Here is an 18,751-nt window from a genome sequence, read left to right on the forward strand (position 1 = left end):
TATGATCACAGCTCAGGCGTCTAGGCGCATGGACAGGTCTACGGCCCGCAGGTTTTTTGTCAGCGTGCCCAAAGAGATAAAGTCGACACCGGTTTCGGCAATGGCCACCAAGGTGCTGTCGTCAATGCCGCCAGAGGCTTCAAGCTTTGCCTTACCCGCAGTTTGGGCCACTGCTGTGCGCATATCCGCCAGAGAAAACTCGTCAAGCATGATGATGTCGGCACCGGCATCCAGTGCCTGTTGCAGTTCGTTCAGATTTTCGGTTTCTACTTCTACCGGTTTGCCCGGCGCCAGTTCCCGCGCTGCACGCACAGCGGCCGCAATAGAACCGCAGGCCGCAATGTGGTTTTCTTTGATCAGAAAAGCGTCCCACAATCCCAAACGATGATTACTGCAGCCGCCACAGGTGATCGCGTATTTTTGCGCCAGGCGTAAGCCAGGCAGAGTTTTGCGGGTATCCAGTAATTGCGTACGGGTGTGGCTGATCAGCGCCGCGTAACGGGCGGCGAGGGTGGCGACTGCAGACAGGGTTTGAAGCCAGTTTAAGGCCGCACGCTCGGCAGTCAGCAGGCTGCGGGCCAGGCCGTTCATACGGAACAGCAGCTGACCGGGTTCGACGCGTTGGCCGTCTTCCACCTGCCAGTCCAGAACAACGTCGCGATCAACCTGACGGAATACTTCATCTACCCATTCGCGGCCGGCAATAACGGCGTGTTCGCGGGTAATCACGCGGCCGCCGGCGCGGGTGTCAGCGGCGATAAGTTGTGCCGTAATGTCACCGTCGCCAATGTCTTCGCGCAGACTGTGGGCAACCGTTTCAATTCTAGACTGGCGCAGAAGTTCGGCACTGATCATGGTGTGGTGTCCGTAACGGCAGAGAAGTTAGGTGCACGCGGCACAAATAGGCAGAAACGCAGTTTATCGCGCCCGCCGGCGTTCGCCAACCGCCGCGTACATGTTGCCGAGTGTGATCCAGCTCAAGACTCTACAAATCATGACAAATCCTGACACATACTGACGCAATAAGGCTTTATGATAGTATTTGAAAGTATATTCCGATCAGCAAAGGAAAAGGCGGCTCGGCGCTAACAGGAGATAGATTCAGTGCAGGACAAAAAAGTTGTCAACATCACGGGACAGGGTTCAACGTCCCGCTTTTTTTTGCCGACTGCGTTAATTCGGCTACGGGACGCGTCTGCCCAGAGTATCCGTACGGTGCTGAATCAATTTTTTGACCGCGCTGACGATGCTCTGTTCGAACTCGCCGATCGCGCCAGCACTGATCAGGAACAAACCCGCTATTTTGACGCCATGCGCGAACTTCGGCTGCGTCGCAAGTCGATGACGGTAGCGGTGTTGCATCACGTCAGTCAGGCCTTCAATGATATTGGCAAGTTCCGCCCGCAGAGCACCGTTCCGGGCCTCGGCAGTGTGGATGAAGGTTCTCTTAGCCTGCTGGATCACGCCGAACTTGAGCAACAGGTGGCCATCGATAATATGGTCACAAAACTGCGCTATCAATACAGTGAAGCGTTACGTCACCTGAGCTTGCGCGTGCGCCATCTATTACCCGGTGTGACTCTGGAAGACGACCAGATGCCGTTGTGCCCGGAAGTGCTGTGCGGTGGACTGGCCGCGGCCAGCAAAGACCTTGATGTTGACATAAAAGCACGGCTGATAGTGTTGAAATTGTTTGACCAACTGCTGGTGAGCAGCCTCGGCGAGGTGTATCACGGCGCCAATGTGACTCTGATAGAAGAAGGCGTTCTGCCTGACAGCAAAGCGGTCAGCGCGGCGCAACCGGCTCGCAGCCGCCAGGGCACGCCGGTGCCGCCGCCATCAGCAGCGTTCCGAGAGGCGGGCGGGTATGGTGTGGGAAAACCTCAGACAGAGGCAGAGGTTTCAGCCGCTACTTTTTCGCAACTGAGCGCGCTGCTGCGGCAGGGTCAGGCTGCATCTGGTGAGGGTCACGCTCATGCCAGTGGCGGGCAATGGTTGCAAACCGACGCCCTGCTGGCTCGGCTGAACCAGGTTCAGACCGCATTTGGCAATGACGCCAGTGCGCCGCTGGTACCTCTGAACCAGCAGCTGCAACCGGTGTTACAGAGTTCGTCTGGTCAGTCACTGCGGCCCGGCCAGGTGGACAACGACGTCATCAATCTGGTGGCTATGCTGTTCGAGTTTATTCTGGACGACCGCCATTTGCATTCGGTGATGAAAAGCCTGTTGGCACGGTTGCAGATACCGGTGCTGAAAGTGGCGTTAACAGACAAGAATTTCTTCAACCGTGGTGGCCATCCCGCACGCAAGTTGCTTAACGAAATGGCACTGGCCGCCACCGGCTGGACTGAAAAACGCCCCGGTCAGCGTGACCCACTACTGGATAAAATCAGCGCGGTGGTAAACCGGATACTGGCGGATTTTTCCACAGACGTATCGCTGTTTAACGAATTGTTGGACGATTTCAACCGGTTTTCTGATCTGGACCAGCGCCGCAGTGATTTGGTAGAGCAGCGCCTGCGGGACGCAGAAGAAGGCCGTGCGCGCCATGAACAGGCAATCTCAGACGCCAAAGAGCTGCTGCACAAGGCAATGGATGGCCGGCTATTACCCGAGCCGGTGCAAAATATGCTGAATGGCCCCTGGGGCCATTACCTGCATTGGCTAGCGCTCCATGAAAGCACCGACAATAAGGCTTGGCAGCGAGCCAAGGCGCTAACCGAGCAGCTGATCTGGACCATTGACCCGGTACCCCTGACGGCAACGACCCATGAGTTGTTACAGCAAGCCATACCGCACGTTATTGAGCAGTTACGCGGGGCTTTGGAAGGTGTGGCCTGGGATGGTTTGTCGGTAGAAACGATGATCCGTGATCTGGAACTGGCACATCTTGACGTGTTCCAGCGCTTGGTGATTGCGCCCGGTGAGGCCGCCGACGTCAGTCAGCCGACGCCTGCCTTGCCAGTTGCCGCAGATGACCCCAAAGAAGCGGTGGTTGCCCGGGCGCCCGAGCCGGAGGTTTCAGAGCCCACAAGGGCTCAACCGGTTGTTGCCGATGAATGGCTGGCTAAAGCCGATAGTTTGCGAGTGGGTTGCTGGCTTGAATTAAATCGCGATGGCAGTCAGATTCGCTGTAAGCTGGCGGCATTTATCCGGGCGGTAGATAAGTACATATTTGTAAATCGCAGCGGCGCCAAAGTCGCCGAATACCGCCGCAACGAGCTGGCGGAAATGATGGCCCGAGGCCATATTGAAATACTGGACGATGGTTTGATTTTTGACCGGGCTCTGGAGTCGATTATTGACAACTTACGCACCAGTCGCCGCTTTTGAAGGTTGCAGCGTGCCGTGGCACACGGTGACGCTTTGTGATTCAATTGGAGTTATACCACTTCGTTGAATCAGGATTCGCCTTGCCTCAAACCCCCCACTCTGTGTTTACCCAAGCCTCTGAGACGGCAGCCACACTGCGCGCAAGCGGCAGAATAGATGCAGCCTTTTGGCGACCGTCTCCTAATTTTGGTGCGCGGCCCGCGGCCAGCCAGGTAAGCCTGATTGTTGTGCACTGCATCAGCTTGCCTCCGGGCCAGTTCGGGGGCCCTGAAATTGAAGATTTTTTCTGCAATCGGCTAGACATCGAGGCCCACCCGTATTTTCAGTCCATCGCCACAATGACTGTTTCAGCCCACCTGTTGATACGCCGTGATGGCACGCTTATCCAGTTTGTTAGCCTGCTGGATCGTGCCTGGCACGCTGGCTGTTCCCGTTTTCGCGGCCAGAACGAGTGCAATGATTTTTCCATCGGCATTGAGCTTGAAGGCAGTGACGATATGCCTTATACCGAGGCTCAATACCAGGCATTGTCCGCTGTTTGCCAGCAAATTATGGCGGCCTGGCCAGACATTGGCGTTGACGAGATTACGGGCCACAGCGACATTGCGCCGGGGCGAAAAACCGATCCCGGGCCGGCGTTTGACTGGTCGCGGCTGCATCAAAGCCTGGCGAAACCCACAAAGGACAGATTATGACCCTGCTTGCATTTGTGCTGGCCTACCTGCTGCGGCGACGGCTGGACAGTCGCGATCAGCTCGATGGCCATCAGCTATGGCGCAGCTGGTTTGAAGGTGTGGGGCAAGGCCTGCCGCAAAGCCTTTCCCAACGGATGAGTGCGTTGGCGCCGTTACTGGCGGTGGCTATTCCGACCGCCGTGGTGTGGCTGGCACAGAGTTACTGGCAGCGCCACCACTGGCCCCTGGCGGGTTGGTTACTGGAATTGTTATTGCTTCTGCTGTTGCTGGGTATGCCAGGCTGGCGTCAGTTTCTGGAAAATTACGCCCGGGCATGGCGCCGTGGTGACATGCAGGCAGCTTGGCGCTATATCCAGCACCTGCTCCCGGCGCATCAGCGCGGCGCAGCGCTATCGCCTGAAACCATGCAACTGGCACTCTCTGAAGCGTTAATGGCGCAAGTATTCTGGCGTTATTTCATGGTGCTGTTCTGGTACGCGGTGGGCGGCATTTCTGCCGCGGTGCTGGCCAGCGGCCTGGTGGCATTGGGGCAGAGCTGGCCGTTAGCCGGGCGTGACCAGTGTGAGCGTTGGCGCGAGTGGGGCGGTTGGTTGCCGGCGCGGCTGCTAGCGCTGACCTTTGGCCTGGCCGGTGACTTGGCCGGCTGGCTGCGGCAACGGCGCCAAGCCCGCGGTCACTGGCGATTGCCAGTAGCAAAGCTGCTGGTCGCCACTGCCGATGGCGCTTTGACCGGTTACGCGCTGGACCCAGGCCGATTTTCCTCATTACACCCGCAAGACTGGCAGAGCTATGGTGAGCGTAGCCTGAACGCCATCCGCGATCTGCTTAACCGCAGTATGCTGATATGGCTGTGTCTGCTGGCATTGATGGTGATTGCGGGCGTGGCTTAGCCGAGTGCGGGGCATACTGTTACATTTCCTGACAAAAAAAAGCTCAGGTTTTTAAGATTTTGGACGACACTCAAGCTGAATAATAAAAAATTCAGAATTTGATAAAGCGGCGAAACACGTGAAAAAATTGATTGCTCCAGCCATTGCGCTGATGAACCGGCTGCCGATGATTTTTAAATTCAGCCTCATTAGCTTCCTCTTTTTGCTGCCCATTGCCGGGCTGTCCTGGCTGGTCATGACCCAGCTTAACCATTCCGTGGCAATCACGACCAACAGCAAGGCTGGCTTGACACAGCTAGAACAGGCCGATGAACTACTGCGCCGCGCCATGGACTATCGCGATTATCAAGCGGTAGCTGCATTCCGCGACGATAAGGAACTGCATGCCCGCGCAGACCAAGCGGCTGCAGCTGTGGATGCCGCATTTAGTCGCTTGGGTAGTGTTGCACCCGAGTTTGATCGCGGCGGCGTATGGGCTGCCCAAGTGGGCCAGTTGCGCGAGGCCTGGAATACTCTGCGTAGCAAGCAGGTATTCCATAATCGATTTGACGCCCAATTCACCTACAATCAGGAGTTTGTGCAAAAAGCATCGACCCTGTTACCCGCCACCATTGAACTGTCGGGCCTGGCGCAAACTGATTCGCGGGAAAATCTGGTGTTGTTGAAGTTATTAGGCGACTCTTTGCCAGAGGCTCGCAGTGCGATCGGTCAGGCTCGATCCTATGGCATTTACGCGTTGCTGGAAGGGCAATTAAGTTATGATCTGGGCGATCAGCTGAATCGAATTTATGATCACTTGACCAATCAGGCGTCTTTGCTCACGCCGGCGTTGACGGTGGCGCAGGAAGCGGCGCCTGTGCTGGCAGCCCAAGCTGCTGGTGTACAGAAAGTCAGCGCCAGCGTGCTGCAAACCCAAGCTTTTGTGGACACCAACGTACTGACTCCAGTGCGCCTTGAGATGAGTTGGGAAACCTATGACAGTGCTCTGAGCGGGTATTTGCTGGACCATCAGCGCCTTGGCGCTGTGGCGTTTGGTGGTTTGTTACAAAATCTGGGTGATCGTCTCCACTTCGAAACCACTCAACGAATGCTGATTATCGTTTCGCTGCTGTGCGTGTTGATGCTAGTGGTGTATCTGTACATTGGATTTTTCATATCAGTACGCACCGCCATAAACCGTTTTGCCGATTCGGCGCGGCAAGTGGCGTCGGGTGATATGACAGCGCGCATCGAACTTAGCAATCGTGATGAACTGGGTGAACTTACTGGCGAGTTTAACAGCATGACCGATCGCATCGCCAGCCTGATCCGCTCGGTGGGTAACACCACCGCAGAGGTAGATCAGCAGGCGAGCCGGGTGAATGCTACGGCGGTAGCAACCAGCGATGCAGTGAGTCGGCAGATGCACGAAAGTGAACAGATTCAAGAGGCTATGAGACAGATGACGGGTGCGGTCAATGAAGTGACCGAGAGCGCCCATCGGGTAGCTGATAGCGCCGGAGCTGCCGAAAAAGATACCGAGACCGGACGCCAGACTGTCGCCGACTCGGTGACGACAATTCACCAGTTGGCGACGGAGATTTCCAGCGCTGTAGACGCGATTCACCGGGTCAGCTCTGACAGCAGCGACATCAGCAAGGTGCTGGTGGAAATCAAGGCTATCGCCGAGCAAACCAACCTGCTGGCGCTGAATGCGGCCATTGAAGCGGCTCGCGCCGGCGATCAGGGCCGTGGTTTTGCGGTCGTAGCCGACGAGGTGCGGTCGCTTTCTCAGCGCACTCACAAATCCACCGAAGAAATCGAAAAGATGATCTCGCGTCTGCAGAGTGGCGTTAAAGGGGCGGTTGCCGCAATGACAAACAGCCATCAGGTGACTGAAGCGACCGTACAAAAATCTGCGCTGGTGACTGAGGCGCTGGACCGCATTGCTGCCGGTATTTCGACCATTGTCGATATGAGTCAACAGATCGCCCAGGCGGCAGAGGAACAATCGGCGGTCACCCGTGACGTTAATACCAGCGTGGCGCAAATCGGCGAACTGGGCTTGGCGACAGCGCAGAACGCCCGGGGCACGTTGGAATCGTCCCAGGAAATGTCACAGCGAACAACGTCGCTGCAGCGACTGGTAGAGGCCTTTCGGGTCTAGGAGTGAGAGTGGCTCAGGCCACGTTCGCCTCAGTAAACTTGGCCTCGCTGCGCACCATGCCCAGGGCGTGGGTGATGTTGTCGCTGGGCGCAGTCTCACCAAACCAAGCCAGCTTTTTGTAAAGGCGTACTACGTTACCCACAATAATCAACGCGGGCGCCGGCAGTTGCGCCTGCTCCTGTTTGGCGGCGATATCGGCTAAAGTACCAATCAGCACTTTCTGGTCGACTGCGGTACCGCGGGAGACAATGGCAATCGGTGTATCCGGCGCCCGGCCATGAGCCATCAGGCCGGCACTGAGTTGCGGCAGTGTGTGCAGTCCCATATAGAACACGACCGTTTGATTGGGCTGTATCAGTTCTTTGTAATCAAGGTCTTGTTGTCGATTTTTTAACTGGCCGGTAACAAACTTGACTGACTGGGCATAGCCCCGGTGGGTCAGTGGAATGCCGGCGTAGGTCGAACAAGCGCTGGCGGCGGTAATGCCCGGTACCACCTGGAACGGTATGCCATGGGCTTTTAGCTCTTCCAGTTCTTCACCGCCGCGTCCGAAAATAAACGGATCACCGCCTTTAAGCCGCACCACCCGCCGCCCCAGTTTGGCGTGTTTTACCAACAGGGCGTTAATGTCGTCTTGGGGCACCGTGTGATGATCGCGACGCTTGCCGACGTAAATCAGATCGGCGTCGCGCCGGCACAAATCCAGCACCTCTGGCGATACCAGATTGTCGTAAAACACCACGTCAGCCTGCTGCATCAGACGCAGAGCCTTAAACGTCAGCAGCTCCGGATCACCCGGGCCAGCACCAACCAGATACACCTCACCGGTTTTATGGCCGGCGTCGCCCCGGTTGATGGCCGACACCAGCATGGATTCCGCTTCGTCATGGCGACCGGAAAACACCTTTTCCGCAATTTGTCCTTCCAGCACGTTTTCCCAAAATTGACGACGGTCATTCAGCGAATTGAAACGCGCTTTAACTCGATCGCGAAAGCGCCCGACCAAGCCACCCAGGCTGCTGTAGCCTTTGGGGATCAGAGTTTCCAGCCGTGCTCGTAGCAGCCGGGCCAGCACCGGTGACTGCCCGCCGGAGGTGATGCCAATCACAATTGGCGAGCGGTCGACTATGGCCGGAAATATGAAGCTACACAGCTTTGGCGTGTCTACCACGTTGATGGGAATATTTCGCGCTACGGCCTCGGCGTGAACCTGAATGTGCAATTTGGCGTCGTCGGTGGCGGCGACCACCAGAGTTTTTCCCTCCAGCAGGTCGCTGTGATAATCCCCCAAAATGATCTCGTCTCGGTCATCGGCCAGCAGAGCCCGAAGTTCGTCATCGACGGCGTGGGAAACCACGGTCAGGCCAACACCTGCGCGTTTGAGCAGGCGAGCCTTGCGCAGGGCAATATCACCACCGCCCACCAGCAACACCTGGCGATCGTTCAAATTAAAAAACAGCGGTAAAAAATCCACGGCAGCCTCCCGGAGTGAGCAGTATCAGAGCCTGGTGTGTAACCCGCACTCGCGGGTTTCCAGAGCTTTGGTGGGATCGAAATAATCGTGTTCGTCGGGCAACTGGTGCGCGGCCAGGTAGGCATCCAGATCGGCGCTGGTCAGATTGAATAAAGGCGCTACCTTCACAATGCCGCTTTTGCTGGTGGAGACGATGTCCAGCGATTGGCGAAAGTCGGTTTGGTCTTTGCGGATGGCGTTAAACCACACATCCGGCTGAATTTCTGCCAGTGCCCGAGCAAAGGGCTCCAGCTTCACCTGGCGGGTAAATTCCTCGTGCAGCGGCTGGTCAATCTCGGGTATGCCCTGCATCAGCACATTGCGCCGGGCAGCGGTTTGCTGCGGTATAAACGTGCGCACATTCAGCTTCAGCTGGGCAATCAGTTTTTCTGCAAAGCGATAGGTTGCAGAGGTGTTGTACCCCGAGTCAATCCATATCACCTGAATGTCCGGCCGGGCTTGAACGGCCATGTGCAGGATCACGGCCTCGTAAGGACCGAAGTTGGTCGTGACGACCGGATTGCGCGCCTGCGTTAAGGCCCACGTTATGATTTCTTGGGGCCGGTTACTGGCAAGCTGTTGGTTGGCCGAAGCCACATTAAACGTCATGGTGTCGATGTCCTTTGACTGAAAGCCGGCCGCGGATCCGCCGCCGTACCCTGATAATTCACGCTGATCTCGGAAAATGCCTGAAGATGATCGGTTTGGAAGCGCTCGTCATTGATGGCAAAGGCGTTGAATCCGGAGCTTTGCATCAGCGCCAGGCGATCGCGGGTAACATGGCCCAGAGCTCGAATTTGCCGATTAAAACCGCTACGCACCAACTGGCGGGCGATGCTGAATCCGCGGCCATCGCGAAACGTTGGGAATTCGACGGCAATCAGGTCGAGTTGGCTGTGGTCGGCGTAAAGCGCCGCCAGGTCATCATCGCCATTTACGATCACGCCCAGCGGGCTGTTGCGCTGCTGCAGCGCTTCCCGGTGTTGCCGATACCAAACGAGGGGCACAGCAACAGGCCCATTTTCGGGTAATAATGAACCCTCGTCGAGAGCCGCCTGACCAAGTAATTGCCAGGGGTCTTCGGTCACAATGCGCTGGTTAATGAGCAGTGGCATACACACGTTCCTTAAAGGGTTTGATGCCCACACGTTGCACTACCTGCGCAAACGATTCGTCTTCGCCGCGCTGGTCAACGTACACGGCCAGAATTTTTTCCACGGTGAGAGCAACGTCGCTCGCCGGTACCGACCTTCCTAGAATCTTGCCTAGGCGTGCGTCTTCTTTGGAGGACCCGCCGAGTGAAATCTGATACCAGTCTTCGCCCTTTTTATCCACGCCCAGAATGCCGATGTCGGCGACGTGGTGATGGGCACAAGCGTTGATGCAACCAGACATGTTCAGTCGGATTTCGCCCAGATCGTACAGATGATCCATATCGTCAAAATGCTGATTGATCTGGTCCGAAATGTTCAACGTGCGAGCGTTAGCCAGCGAGCAAAAATCGAACCCCGGGCACACAATCATGTCGGTCAGCGTGCCAATGTTGGAACGCGCCAGATTATTCGCCGCCAACGCCTGCCATACAGCGTAAAGGTCACTCTCGCGCACGTCGGTCAGCACCAGGTTCTGGTGGTGGGTGGCGCGAATTTCGCCAAAGCTGTAACGATCGGCCAGGTCTGCGACCGCATCCATCTGAATGTCGGTGATGTCGCCAGGGGCTTTCAGGTACGGCTTCAGAGAAACAATGGCAACGCGGTAACCATCAACGCGGTGAGCCACAGTGTTGTGGCGGTACCAGGCGTTGAACTCGATATCGGCTGCCAGCGAAGCACTTAAAGATGTATCAGCGGCGGCGCTGGCGTCGTAATCAGGTAGGGTAAAAAACGATCTGGCTCGGGCAAATTCGGCATCGGTGACTGTCAGCTCTCCATCGCGGGTATGGGTCCATTCTTCCTCGACCATGCGGCGGAATTCGTCGGGGCCCAGAGCCTCCACCAAAATCTTGATGCGCGCCTTATACTTGTTGTCGCGGCGGCCTTTGAGGTTGTACACCCGCAAGATGGCGTCCAGATACGACAACAGATGCTGTTTGGGCAGGAACTTACGAATGCTCTTGCCGATGATGGGCGTGCGGCCCAGTCCACCGCCGACCAGTACTTCAAAGCCTATTTCGCCATCGGCGTTTTGCACCATTTGCAGGCCAATATCGTGCACCTGGGAGGCTGCGCGATCTTCCGTTGCGCCGGTGACGGCAATTTTGAATTTCCGCGGCAGGTAAGCAAATTCCGGATGCAGGGTGGACCACTGGCGGATAATTTCGCAGTAGGGGCGCGGGTCTTCAAGTTCGTTTGCCGCTACACCGGCGTAGGGATCGGTGGTGGTGTTACGAATGCAGTTGCCCGAGGTTTGAATGGCGTGCATCTGCACCTGCGCCAGCTCCGCCAGAATATCTGGTACCGCAGCTAACTCTGGCCAGTTGAACTGAATGTTGGTGCGAGTGGTGAAGTGGCCATAGCCGCGGTCGTAAGTGCGGGCAACGTGGGCCAGCTTGCGCATCTGGGTTGATGATAAAAGTCCGTAAGGGACAGCCACACGCAGCATGGGAGCCTGGCGCTGAATGTAAAGGCCGTTCATCAGCCGTAGCGCAGAAAACTCATCCTCCGGCAGTTCGCCGTTCAGAAACCGGCGGGTCTGGTCGCGAAATTGCTCCACCCGTTCGTCGACCAGTGTCTGGTCAATCTGATTGTACTGATACATGACTGTTTCACCGACTTGTGTAAGTTTCTGCAGTTATCATACGCAATGCTCTTTATTCTTTATAATGATATTTATGGATTTTGATATTCATATATCGAATATAAAGCTCACGTTGATGAGACTTTCATTATTCTAAAAAAGAATAAACAAACGTTTATTTATTCTTTTAAAATCTTATTTTCCTTTGTGATACTGCATGGCTCATCCAGCCGGTGGTATCCGCCGGCCTTCTAAACCGTCGATTTACGCAGGCCGCCGTTAATGACTTCTTTGCCAGAACGCCGTCTTACCCACCTGAAGCAGCTGGAAGCTGAAAGCCTCCAGATTATTCGTGAAGTCGCTGCGGAGTTTGACAATCCGGTGATGCTGTACTCGGTGGGAAAAGACTCGGCGGTCATGCTTCACCTTGCCCGCAAAGCGTTTTTCCCGGGCACCCCGCCGTTTCCGTTGTTGCACGTAGACACCACCTGGAAATTCCGTGAAATGATTGAATTTCGCGACCGCATGGCCACGCAGTCGGGCATGGAGCTGCTGGTGCACATCAATCAGGAGGGCGTAGACATGGGGGTCGGGCCTTTTTCCCACGGCTCGGCCACGCATACCGACATAATGAAAACCCAGAGCCTGAAGCAGGCGTTGAACAAGTATGGCTTTGACGCCGCTTTCGGCGGTGCCCGCCGTGATGAGGAAAAATCCCGCGCCAAAGAGCGAGTGTTCTCATTCCGCGACAAGCATCACCGCTGGGACCCGAAAAATCAGCGGCCGGAGCTGTGGAATCTGTTCAACACCCGCATCAACAAGGGCGAAAGCATTCGCGTATTTCCGCTGTCTAATTGGACAGAACTGGATATCTGGCAATACATCTTTCTGGAAAGCATTCCGATTGTGCCTTTGTACTTTGCAGCCCTGCGGCCAGTGGTTATCCGCGATGGCATGATGATCATGGTGGACGATGAGCGCCTGCCTCTGAACCCGGGCGAAGAGCCGGAACTGCGTAAGGTCAGGTTCCGCACTCTGGGTTGTTACCCGTTAACCGGGGCGGTGGATTCCGACGCCGATACGTTGCAGGAGATTATCCAGGAAATGCTGTTAACACGAACCTCCGAGCGTCAGGGGCGGGCGATAGATCGCGATGGAGCGGGCTCTATGGAAAAGAAAAAAATGGAAGGATACTTTTAATGAGCCACCAGTCTGACTTGATTGCCGATGATATCGAAGCCTATCTGCACCAGCACGAAAACAAGGAACTGCTGCGTTTTTTAACGTGCGGCAGCGTAGACGACGGCAAATCCACCCTGATTGGACGGCTACTGCACGACTCCAAAATGATTTATGAAGACCAGCTGGAGGCGATCCACAACGACAGCGCACGGATGGGTAATGCCGGTGACGAGCTGGATTTGGCGTTGCTGGTGGACGGCTTGCAGGCCGAGCGCGAGCAGGGCATTACCATTGATGTGGCCTATCGTTATTTCTCGACCGCCCGGCGTAAATTCATCATCGCCGACACCCCGGGCCACGAACAGTACACTCGCAATATGGCCACTGGCGCCTCTACCTGCGACCTGGCCATTATTTTGATTGACGCCCGCCACGGCGTGCAGGTGCAAACCCGCCGCCACAGTTTCATTGTGTCGCTGCTGGGGCTGAAGCATACGGTAGTAGCGATCAACAAAATGGATTTGGTGGATTACAGCGAGGAACGCTACGAGCAGATCAAGGCTGATTATCTGGCGTTTTCCAGTCAGCTGGACTTGCCAGACATCCAGTTTGTGCCTTTGTCGGCGCTAAAAGGCGACAACGTGGTCAATCGTTCAGAGTTCATGCCCTGGTATCGGGGGCAGACGCTGATGGAAACGTTGGAAAGCGTGGAAATTGTCCGCGACCAGAACTTCGACACGCTGCGTTTTCCTGTGCAGTACGTGAACCGCCCCAACCGGGACTTCCGCGGTTACTGCGGCACCCTGACCGCTGGTGTGGTTCGCCCGGGTGACGACGTAACGGTGTTGCCGTCCGGTAAGTCATCAAGAGTGAAATCCATCGTGACTTACGACGGCGAGCTGAGCGAAGCCTTCCCGCCGATGTCGGTGACCTTGACGCTGGAAGATGAGGTTGATATTTCCCGAGGCGACATTCTGGTGCACAGCAAAAAGCTGCCGCAGACGACGGATCGCTTTGATGCCACGCTGGTCTGGATGGCTGAACAAACGTTGGTACAGGGTAAAACCTACGACATACAATTGCTCACCGGCCGCGTGGCTGGCGCCGTTACCGCCGTTCGCCACCAGATCGATGTGAATTCGCTGCAGCAGACCGAGGCGAGTACTCTGGCGCTGAACGAAATCGGCCGTTGCGAACTGACATTGGAGCAGCCAGTGGTGGCGGATAACTACAAGGAATTCCGCGGCACCGGTTCGTTTATTGTGGTGGATCGCTTAACTCACACCACAGTGGCAGCGGGTATGATTCTGCCCAGCGTGCAGCAGCAAGGCCAAACGCTGCATCACACCCCACAGGTAACGACAGCGCAAAAAGCCCGGCGATTTGGCCAGCAGGCCGCGGTGGTGTACGTAAAAGGCGAAGCAGACGCTGCTCGTACGCTTATTTACACTCTGGAAAAAGTGCTGTTCGATAACGGCCGTGCCGTAGCAACGCTGCAGCACGACAATCTGCAATACAGCGAAGGCTTTAAAGCACCGTTGGCTCTGGCACTCAAAGCCAACGGACTGCTGGTGCTGACCGACACCGACACTGGCCACAGCGACCTGATTTTAACGCTGGCGAATTTGCCAGCGCAGGGCGGTCAAGTGGCAGCTGCACTGGAGCAGCTGCGCGAGCACAAAATCCTGTAAACGCGGTGCTGTTTCCAGGGTGCTATTTCTTCGGGGACAGTTCATCGCGGCTGGCCTTCTTCTGTTCCCACAGAATTTCCTCCGCGCCCTCGCGCCGTGCCAGCACGCGTGAGGCAACAAATAACAAATCAGACAAGCGGTTTAAATACTGTCGCGCCAGCGGATTAATAGAGTCTTCATGACTGAGAGCTACCACAACGCGCTCGGCACGACGGCACACAGCGCGGGCCATGTGACACTGAGCCGCGGCTGGGCTTCCACCGGGCAGAATGAAGTTTTTCAATGGTGGTAACGGCTCGTTTAAGTCGTCCAACAAGCCTTCCAGCCAGGTGATGTGCTGCTCGCTGATGACGATGCTACCTGGAATCGCAAATTCACCACCCAGGTCAAACAGGTGATGCTGAATGCGGCGCATGGGCTCAAACAGCGTATCATCGCTGTCCAGCATCTCAACCAGCAGGCCCATGTGACAGTTCAGTTCATCCGCCGTACCCATGGCCTCAACGCGCTGGGCGCTCTTGGCAATGCGGTTACCATCGGCCAGACCGGTAGAGCCATCGTCTCCGGTGCGGGTGTAGATTTTTGACAGGCGGTTGCCCATGGAACTCTCCTAATTGGTTAAAACGCTAGCCCGATTGGTTGAAATTCTAAAGAGATTTTACTCGCTGAACCAACATTTGGTTTACCGGTGTGGCAATCCCGTGTCGCTGCCCGCACTGCACAAGGTAACCATTTATAAAATCGATCTCGGTTTTACGCCCTGCGTTTGCATCCGCACGCATCGACGAGGTGTTACGGGCCGTGCTTTTGGCGATCGCCTCAATCCGCTCCCGCAGCGCTTGCGGGGTAGCACGCTCACCGGTATCGGCCTGCAGTAAAGCAGTGATTTCGGTGCATAGCCCGTCAATCGTCTGCCGATACAGCGGCGCGTCCACTATGGCGCCATTCGGGCAGTCCAGTAGTGCGGTAAACGCATTAATTCCGGCGTTGACCATCAGCTTTTGCCACAGTCGCGGCACAATACTGTTTTCGGCATGTACCTGTAATCCGGATTGTGCCAGCCGCTGAACCACTGATTCAGTAGTGGCAGAGGCAGAGTCCGTAAGCGGGCCCACCCAGGTGTCACCGACTCCGGCATGCACCAACACATCCGGCTCTGGTCGATTGGCCCCCTCGGTGGAACTGGCCGCCAAAATCGGTCGATCCGGCCAGCGTTCGGCTACCGCTTGCTGGCTGCCCAGACCGTTCTGGAAAAGAACAATAGGTGTGTCCTCGGCAATATGCGGCAGCCAACCCTCTAAAGCCGGAAGTGTATCGCCAGCTTTAGTGGTTACTAGTAGTAATTCGACACCAGCAGCCGAATGAAGCCACGGCAGGCGTACAGAAGTACGCGCATCACCGGCGCTCGGCGAAGCCGTCAGGCCGGCCTTGCCGAAACCTTGCGCAGCCATGGATGGCGGAGCAGAGCGTACAAGGACGTATTCACAGCGTGTTTCGGGAAGGCCTTCCTGACGACTGAAGTTCCCCCCAAGCTCAAGTTCAGAAGTATTCCCCGAGAGCCGAGGCAAAAACCCACAATGCGAAGACGGCAAAAGGGCGGCCCATAGCCGCCCCATTGAACCCGCTCCAAGAATGGCGATCTGCCCGCCATCCCTGAAACGCTTAACTCCCGCAGTCATGCCTACATGGCCTCAATGTCAGCACGCTGCCGCTGCAAGCGAGCCAAATTGCTCTGAAACTCGGTGAGCTTCTCCTGCTCCTTGGCAACAACTTCCGCCGGTGCCTTGGCGGTAAACTTCTCATTACCCAGCTTGCCTTCCAACCGGCCAATCTCTTTGCCCAGGCGCTCCAGCTCTTTATCCAGTCGCTTAAGCTCTGCATCCTTATCAATCAGGCCGGCCATGGGCACCAGCACTTCCATATCGCCTACCAGTTGCGTGGCGCTCATGGGCGCCTTGTCGCCCTCAAACCACTCCAGACTTTCCAGCTTCGCCAGCGAGCTCAAGAATTGGCGGTTTTCATGCATCCGCCGCTGGCCTTCGGCGCTGTTGCCACGGAATAGAATTGGAATCTTCTTTGCCGGGGAAATATTCATCTCGCCGCGAATATTACGCACCGCCACAATCACGCCCTTCAGCCATTCAATATCCGTAACCGCCTGATCATCTTGGCGGCTGTTATCCGCCTGCGGGAACGGCTGCAGCATAATGCTGTCACCGGATTTGCCTGCGAGCGGCGCAATGCGCTGCCAGATTTCCTCGGTGATGAAGGGCATAATCGGGTGGGCAAGACGCAAAACCGTTTCCAGCACACGTACCAGTGTACGGCGGGTGCCACGCTTGGCTTCAGCACTGGCGCTGTCGTCACTCAGTGACGGCTTCGACAGCTCCAGATACCAGTCGCAGTATTCGTTCCAGATAAACTCGTACAGCGCCTGTGAGGCCAGATCAAAGCGGTACTGGTCCAAATGGCGGGCCACATCCTGCTCGCACTGCTGCAAAGCGCTGATAATCCAGCGGTCGGCCAACGACAGTGCCACCGGCTCACCGTTCACGCCACAGTCCTCGCCTTCGGTGTTCATCAGCACGTAACGGGCGGCGTTCCACAGCTTGTTGCAGAAGTTGCGGTAGCCTTCCAGACGCTTCATGTCCCAGTTGATGTCACGGCCGGTGGTGGCCATGGCCGCCAGAGTGAAACGCAGGGCATCTGTGCCGTGGGCCGAGATACCTTCAGGGAATTCTTTTTCGGTCTGTTTGGCAATTTTCTTGGCCAGCTTCGGCTGCATCAGGTTGCCGGTGCGCTTTTCCAACAGCGGCGCCAGGTCGATGCCGTCGATCATATCCAGCGGGTCAATCACGTTGCCTTTGGATTTTGACATTTTTTCGCCATTTTCGTCGCGGATCAGACCGGTAACGTAAACGGTTTTGAACGGAACCTGGGGGGTGCCGTCTTCATTTTTCATGAAGTGCGTGGTCATCATGATCATCCGCGCAACCCAGAAGAAAATGATGTCAAAGCCTGTCACCAGAACGTCTGTCGGATGAAAGGTCTTCAGCCGTTCGGTGATCTCCGGCCAGCCCAGAGTGCCGAATGTCCAAAGGGCAGAGCTGAACCAGGTGTCCAGAACGTCATCGTCCTGTTTTAGCGAAAAATCGGCTACCAGACCGTGCTTCTGGCGCACCTCGTCTTCACTGCGGCCCACGTAGATGTTGCCCTCGGCGTCGTACCAGGCCGGAATCCGGTGGCCCCACCACAGCTGGCGGGAGATACACCAGTCCTGAATGTCGCGCATCCAGGAGAAGTACATGTTCTCGTATTGTTTGGGTACAAACTGGATGCGACCGTCTTCAACCGCTTCAATCGCCGGCTTGGCCAGAGTTTTGGCATCGGCAAACCATTGATCCGTCAGCATCGGCTCGATGATCAGGCCGGAACGGTCCCCACGGGGCACGCTCAATACGTGGTCTTCCACCAGCTGAACCAGGCCAGCAGCATCCATATCGGCCACAATCTGCTTGCGCGCGTCTTCCCGAGTCAGCCCGGCGTAGGCGGCGGGCAGGGAAGCGTCCAGATCGGTATTTTCAGTGCCGTCGCTGTTAAATACTTCGGCTTGCGGACGAATGTTGGCGTCCTGTGTTAGCACGTTCATCATCGGCAGGTTGTTGCGTTTGCCCACGGCGTAGTCATTAAAATCGTGCGCCGGGGTAATCTTCACGCAACCGGACCCTTTTTCCGGGTCGGCGTGATGGTCGGCAATCACCGGAATGCGGCGATTCACCAGCGGCAGCATCACGAACTTGCCAATCAAATGCTGATAGCGCTCGTCGTCCGGATGAACGGCTACGGCAGTATCACCCAGCATGGTTTCCGGGCGGGTGGTGGCAACAACCAGATAGTCTTTACCATCCTGCGTAGTGGCACCGTCAGCCAGCGGATAGCGCAGGTGCCAGAAAAAACCTTTCTCTTCTTTGTTTTCCACTTCCAGATCGGAAATCGCGGTGTGCAGCTTTGTGTCCCAGTTAACCAGGCGCTTGCCGCGATATACCAGGCCGTCTTCGTAAAGGCGCACGAACACTTCCTGCACGGCCTTATAGAAACCGTCGTCCATCGTAAAACGCTCAGTGTCCCAATCCACCGAGTTACCCAGCCGGCGCATTTGGTCGGTAATGGTGCCGCCAGACTCTTCCTTCCATTCCCATATCCGCTTAATGAACTCGTCGCGGCCCAGATCGTGGCGGGTTTTGCCTTCTTCCGCCGCCAGTTTGCGTTCAACCACCATCTGGGTGGCAATACCGGCGTGGTCACTGCCTACCTGCCATAGTGTGTTATGGCCCTGCATGCGCTTGTAGCGGGTGAGGGTGTCCATAATGGTGTGCTGGAAAGCATGGCCCATGTGCAGGCTGCCGGTCACATTCGGCGGCGGAATGGCGATGCTGTAAGACTCGCCTTCACCGCTGGGGCGGAAGTAGCCTTTAGATTCCCAGTTGTCGTACCACTGGCGCTCGATGTTTTCTGGCTGGTAGGTTTTTTCCATGGGTTTTGCTGGTGACCGTATTGATGAATTC

At 56.3% G+C, this 18,751-nt stretch carries 13 protein-coding genes and 1 pseudogene; 6 read left to right on the forward strand and 8 right to left on the reverse strand.

The genetic code is table 11. From position 1 onward, the window contains the following. Positions 1–12: 12 nt before the first annotated feature. Entirely contained in the window at positions 13–855 is an 843-nt protein-coding gene (gene nadC, locus MIH19_RS08175; protein WP_249008391.1) for a carboxylating nicotinate-nucleotide diphosphorylase, read from the reverse strand. 249 nt (positions 856–1,104) lie between these two features. Between nadC and MIH19_RS08180 the strand changes: the two genes are divergently transcribed. From MIH19_RS08180 to MIH19_RS08195, 4 genes are all read left to right on the forward strand, one after another. Next, on the forward strand, positions 1,105–3,333 hold the full coding sequence (locus MIH19_RS08180) for a DUF1631 domain-containing protein (RefSeq protein ID WP_249008392.1): 2,229 nt from the start codon (positions 1,105–1,107) through the stop codon (positions 3,331–3,333). 134 nt (positions 3,334–3,467) lie between these two features. Then, positions 3,468–4,028, forward strand: coding sequence for a 1,6-anhydro-N-acetylmuramyl-L-alanine amidase AmpD (gene ampD / locus MIH19_RS08185; RefSeq protein WP_249008964.1), 561 nt, complete (start codon positions 3,468–3,470; stop codon positions 4,026–4,028). Then, the gene (gene ampE, locus MIH19_RS08190) at positions 4,025–4,918 is read left to right on the forward strand and encodes a regulatory signaling modulator protein AmpE (protein WP_249008393.1); all 894 of its coding nucleotides are present in this window, start codon (positions 4,025–4,027) and stop codon (positions 4,916–4,918) included. Before ampD ends, ampE begins: the two co-directional genes overlap by 4 nt. Positions 4,919–5,036: 118 nt before the next feature. Then, a complete protein-coding gene (locus tag MIH19_RS08195) occupies positions 5,037–7,064 on the forward strand; it encodes a methyl-accepting chemotaxis protein (RefSeq protein WP_249008394.1) in 2,028 nt (675 codons plus the stop codon). Positions 7,065–7,077: 13 nt separating this feature from the next. On the opposite strand, the gene cysG is transcribed toward MIH19_RS08195, so the two are convergent. Genes cysG through MIH19_RS08215 form a run of 4 tightly spaced genes read right to left on the reverse strand, consistent with a single transcriptional unit; the run spans position 7,078 to position 11,334 of the window. Then, positions 7,078–8,538, reverse strand: a complete 1,461-nt coding sequence (gene cysG, locus MIH19_RS08200; RefSeq protein ID WP_249008395.1) for a siroheme synthase CysG — start codon at positions 8,536–8,538, stop codon at positions 7,078–7,080. Positions 8,539–8,562: 24 nt separating this feature from the next. Further along, positions 8,563–9,186 carry a phosphoadenosine phosphosulfate reductase family protein gene (locus MIH19_RS08205; protein WP_249008396.1) on the reverse strand — a complete coding sequence of 208 codons (624 nt, stop codon included), beginning with the start codon at positions 9,184–9,186 and terminating at the stop codon, positions 8,563–8,565. Continuing rightward, complete coding sequence (locus tag MIH19_RS08210; RefSeq protein WP_249008397.1) at positions 9,183–9,692, reverse strand: DUF934 domain-containing protein; 510 nt, start codon at positions 9,690–9,692, stop codon at positions 9,183–9,185. Before MIH19_RS08210 ends, MIH19_RS08205 begins: the two co-directional genes overlap by 4 nt. Then, positions 9,676–11,334 carry a nitrite/sulfite reductase gene (locus tag MIH19_RS08215; protein ID WP_249008398.1) on the reverse strand — a complete coding sequence of 553 codons (1,659 nt, stop codon included), beginning with the start codon at positions 11,332–11,334 and terminating at the stop codon, positions 9,676–9,678. Before MIH19_RS08215 ends, MIH19_RS08210 begins: the two co-directional genes overlap by 17 nt. Positions 11,335–11,595: 261 nt before the next feature. On the opposite strand from MIH19_RS08215, the gene cysD reads away from it, so the two are divergent. Next, positions 11,596–12,513 (forward strand): sulfate adenylyltransferase subunit CysD, encoded by a 918-nt coding sequence (gene cysD / locus MIH19_RS08220; RefSeq protein ID WP_249008399.1) that lies wholly within the window; start codon positions 11,596–11,598, stop codon positions 12,511–12,513. Next, positions 12,513–14,012, forward strand: a pseudogene (gene cysN / locus MIH19_RS08225) (sulfate adenylyltransferase subunit CysN); the annotation flags it as partial. The gene cysD and the pseudogene cysN, both read left to right, overlap by 1 nt. Before the next feature lie 196 nt (positions 14,013–14,208). Here the strand turns inward: cysN and MIH19_RS08230 are convergent. From MIH19_RS08230 to MIH19_RS08240, 3 genes are read right to left on the reverse strand one after another with little or no spacing between them, the layout of a single operon-like run. After that, positions 14,209–14,787 carry a cob(I)yrinic acid a,c-diamide adenosyltransferase gene (locus MIH19_RS08230; protein ID WP_249008401.1) on the reverse strand — a complete coding sequence of 193 codons (579 nt, stop codon included), beginning with the start codon at positions 14,785–14,787 and terminating at the stop codon, positions 14,209–14,211. 46 nt (positions 14,788–14,833) lie between these two features. After that, entirely contained in the window at positions 14,834–15,865 is a 1,032-nt protein-coding gene (locus MIH19_RS08235; RefSeq protein ID WP_249014047.1) for a 2-dehydropantoate 2-reductase, read from the reverse strand. Positions 15,866–15,867: 2 nt separating this feature from the next. Further along, the gene (locus MIH19_RS08240) at positions 15,868–18,720 is read right to left on the reverse strand and encodes a valine--tRNA ligase (protein ID WP_249008403.1); all 2,853 of its coding nucleotides are present in this window, start codon (positions 18,718–18,720) and stop codon (positions 15,868–15,870) included. Positions 18,721–18,751: the final 31 nt, after the last annotated feature.

Origin of the sequence: Marinobacter sp. M1C, from assembly GCF_023314135.1 — a bacterium.
Taxonomy (GTDB): domain Bacteria; phylum Pseudomonadota; class Gammaproteobacteria; order Pseudomonadales; family Oleiphilaceae; genus Marinobacter.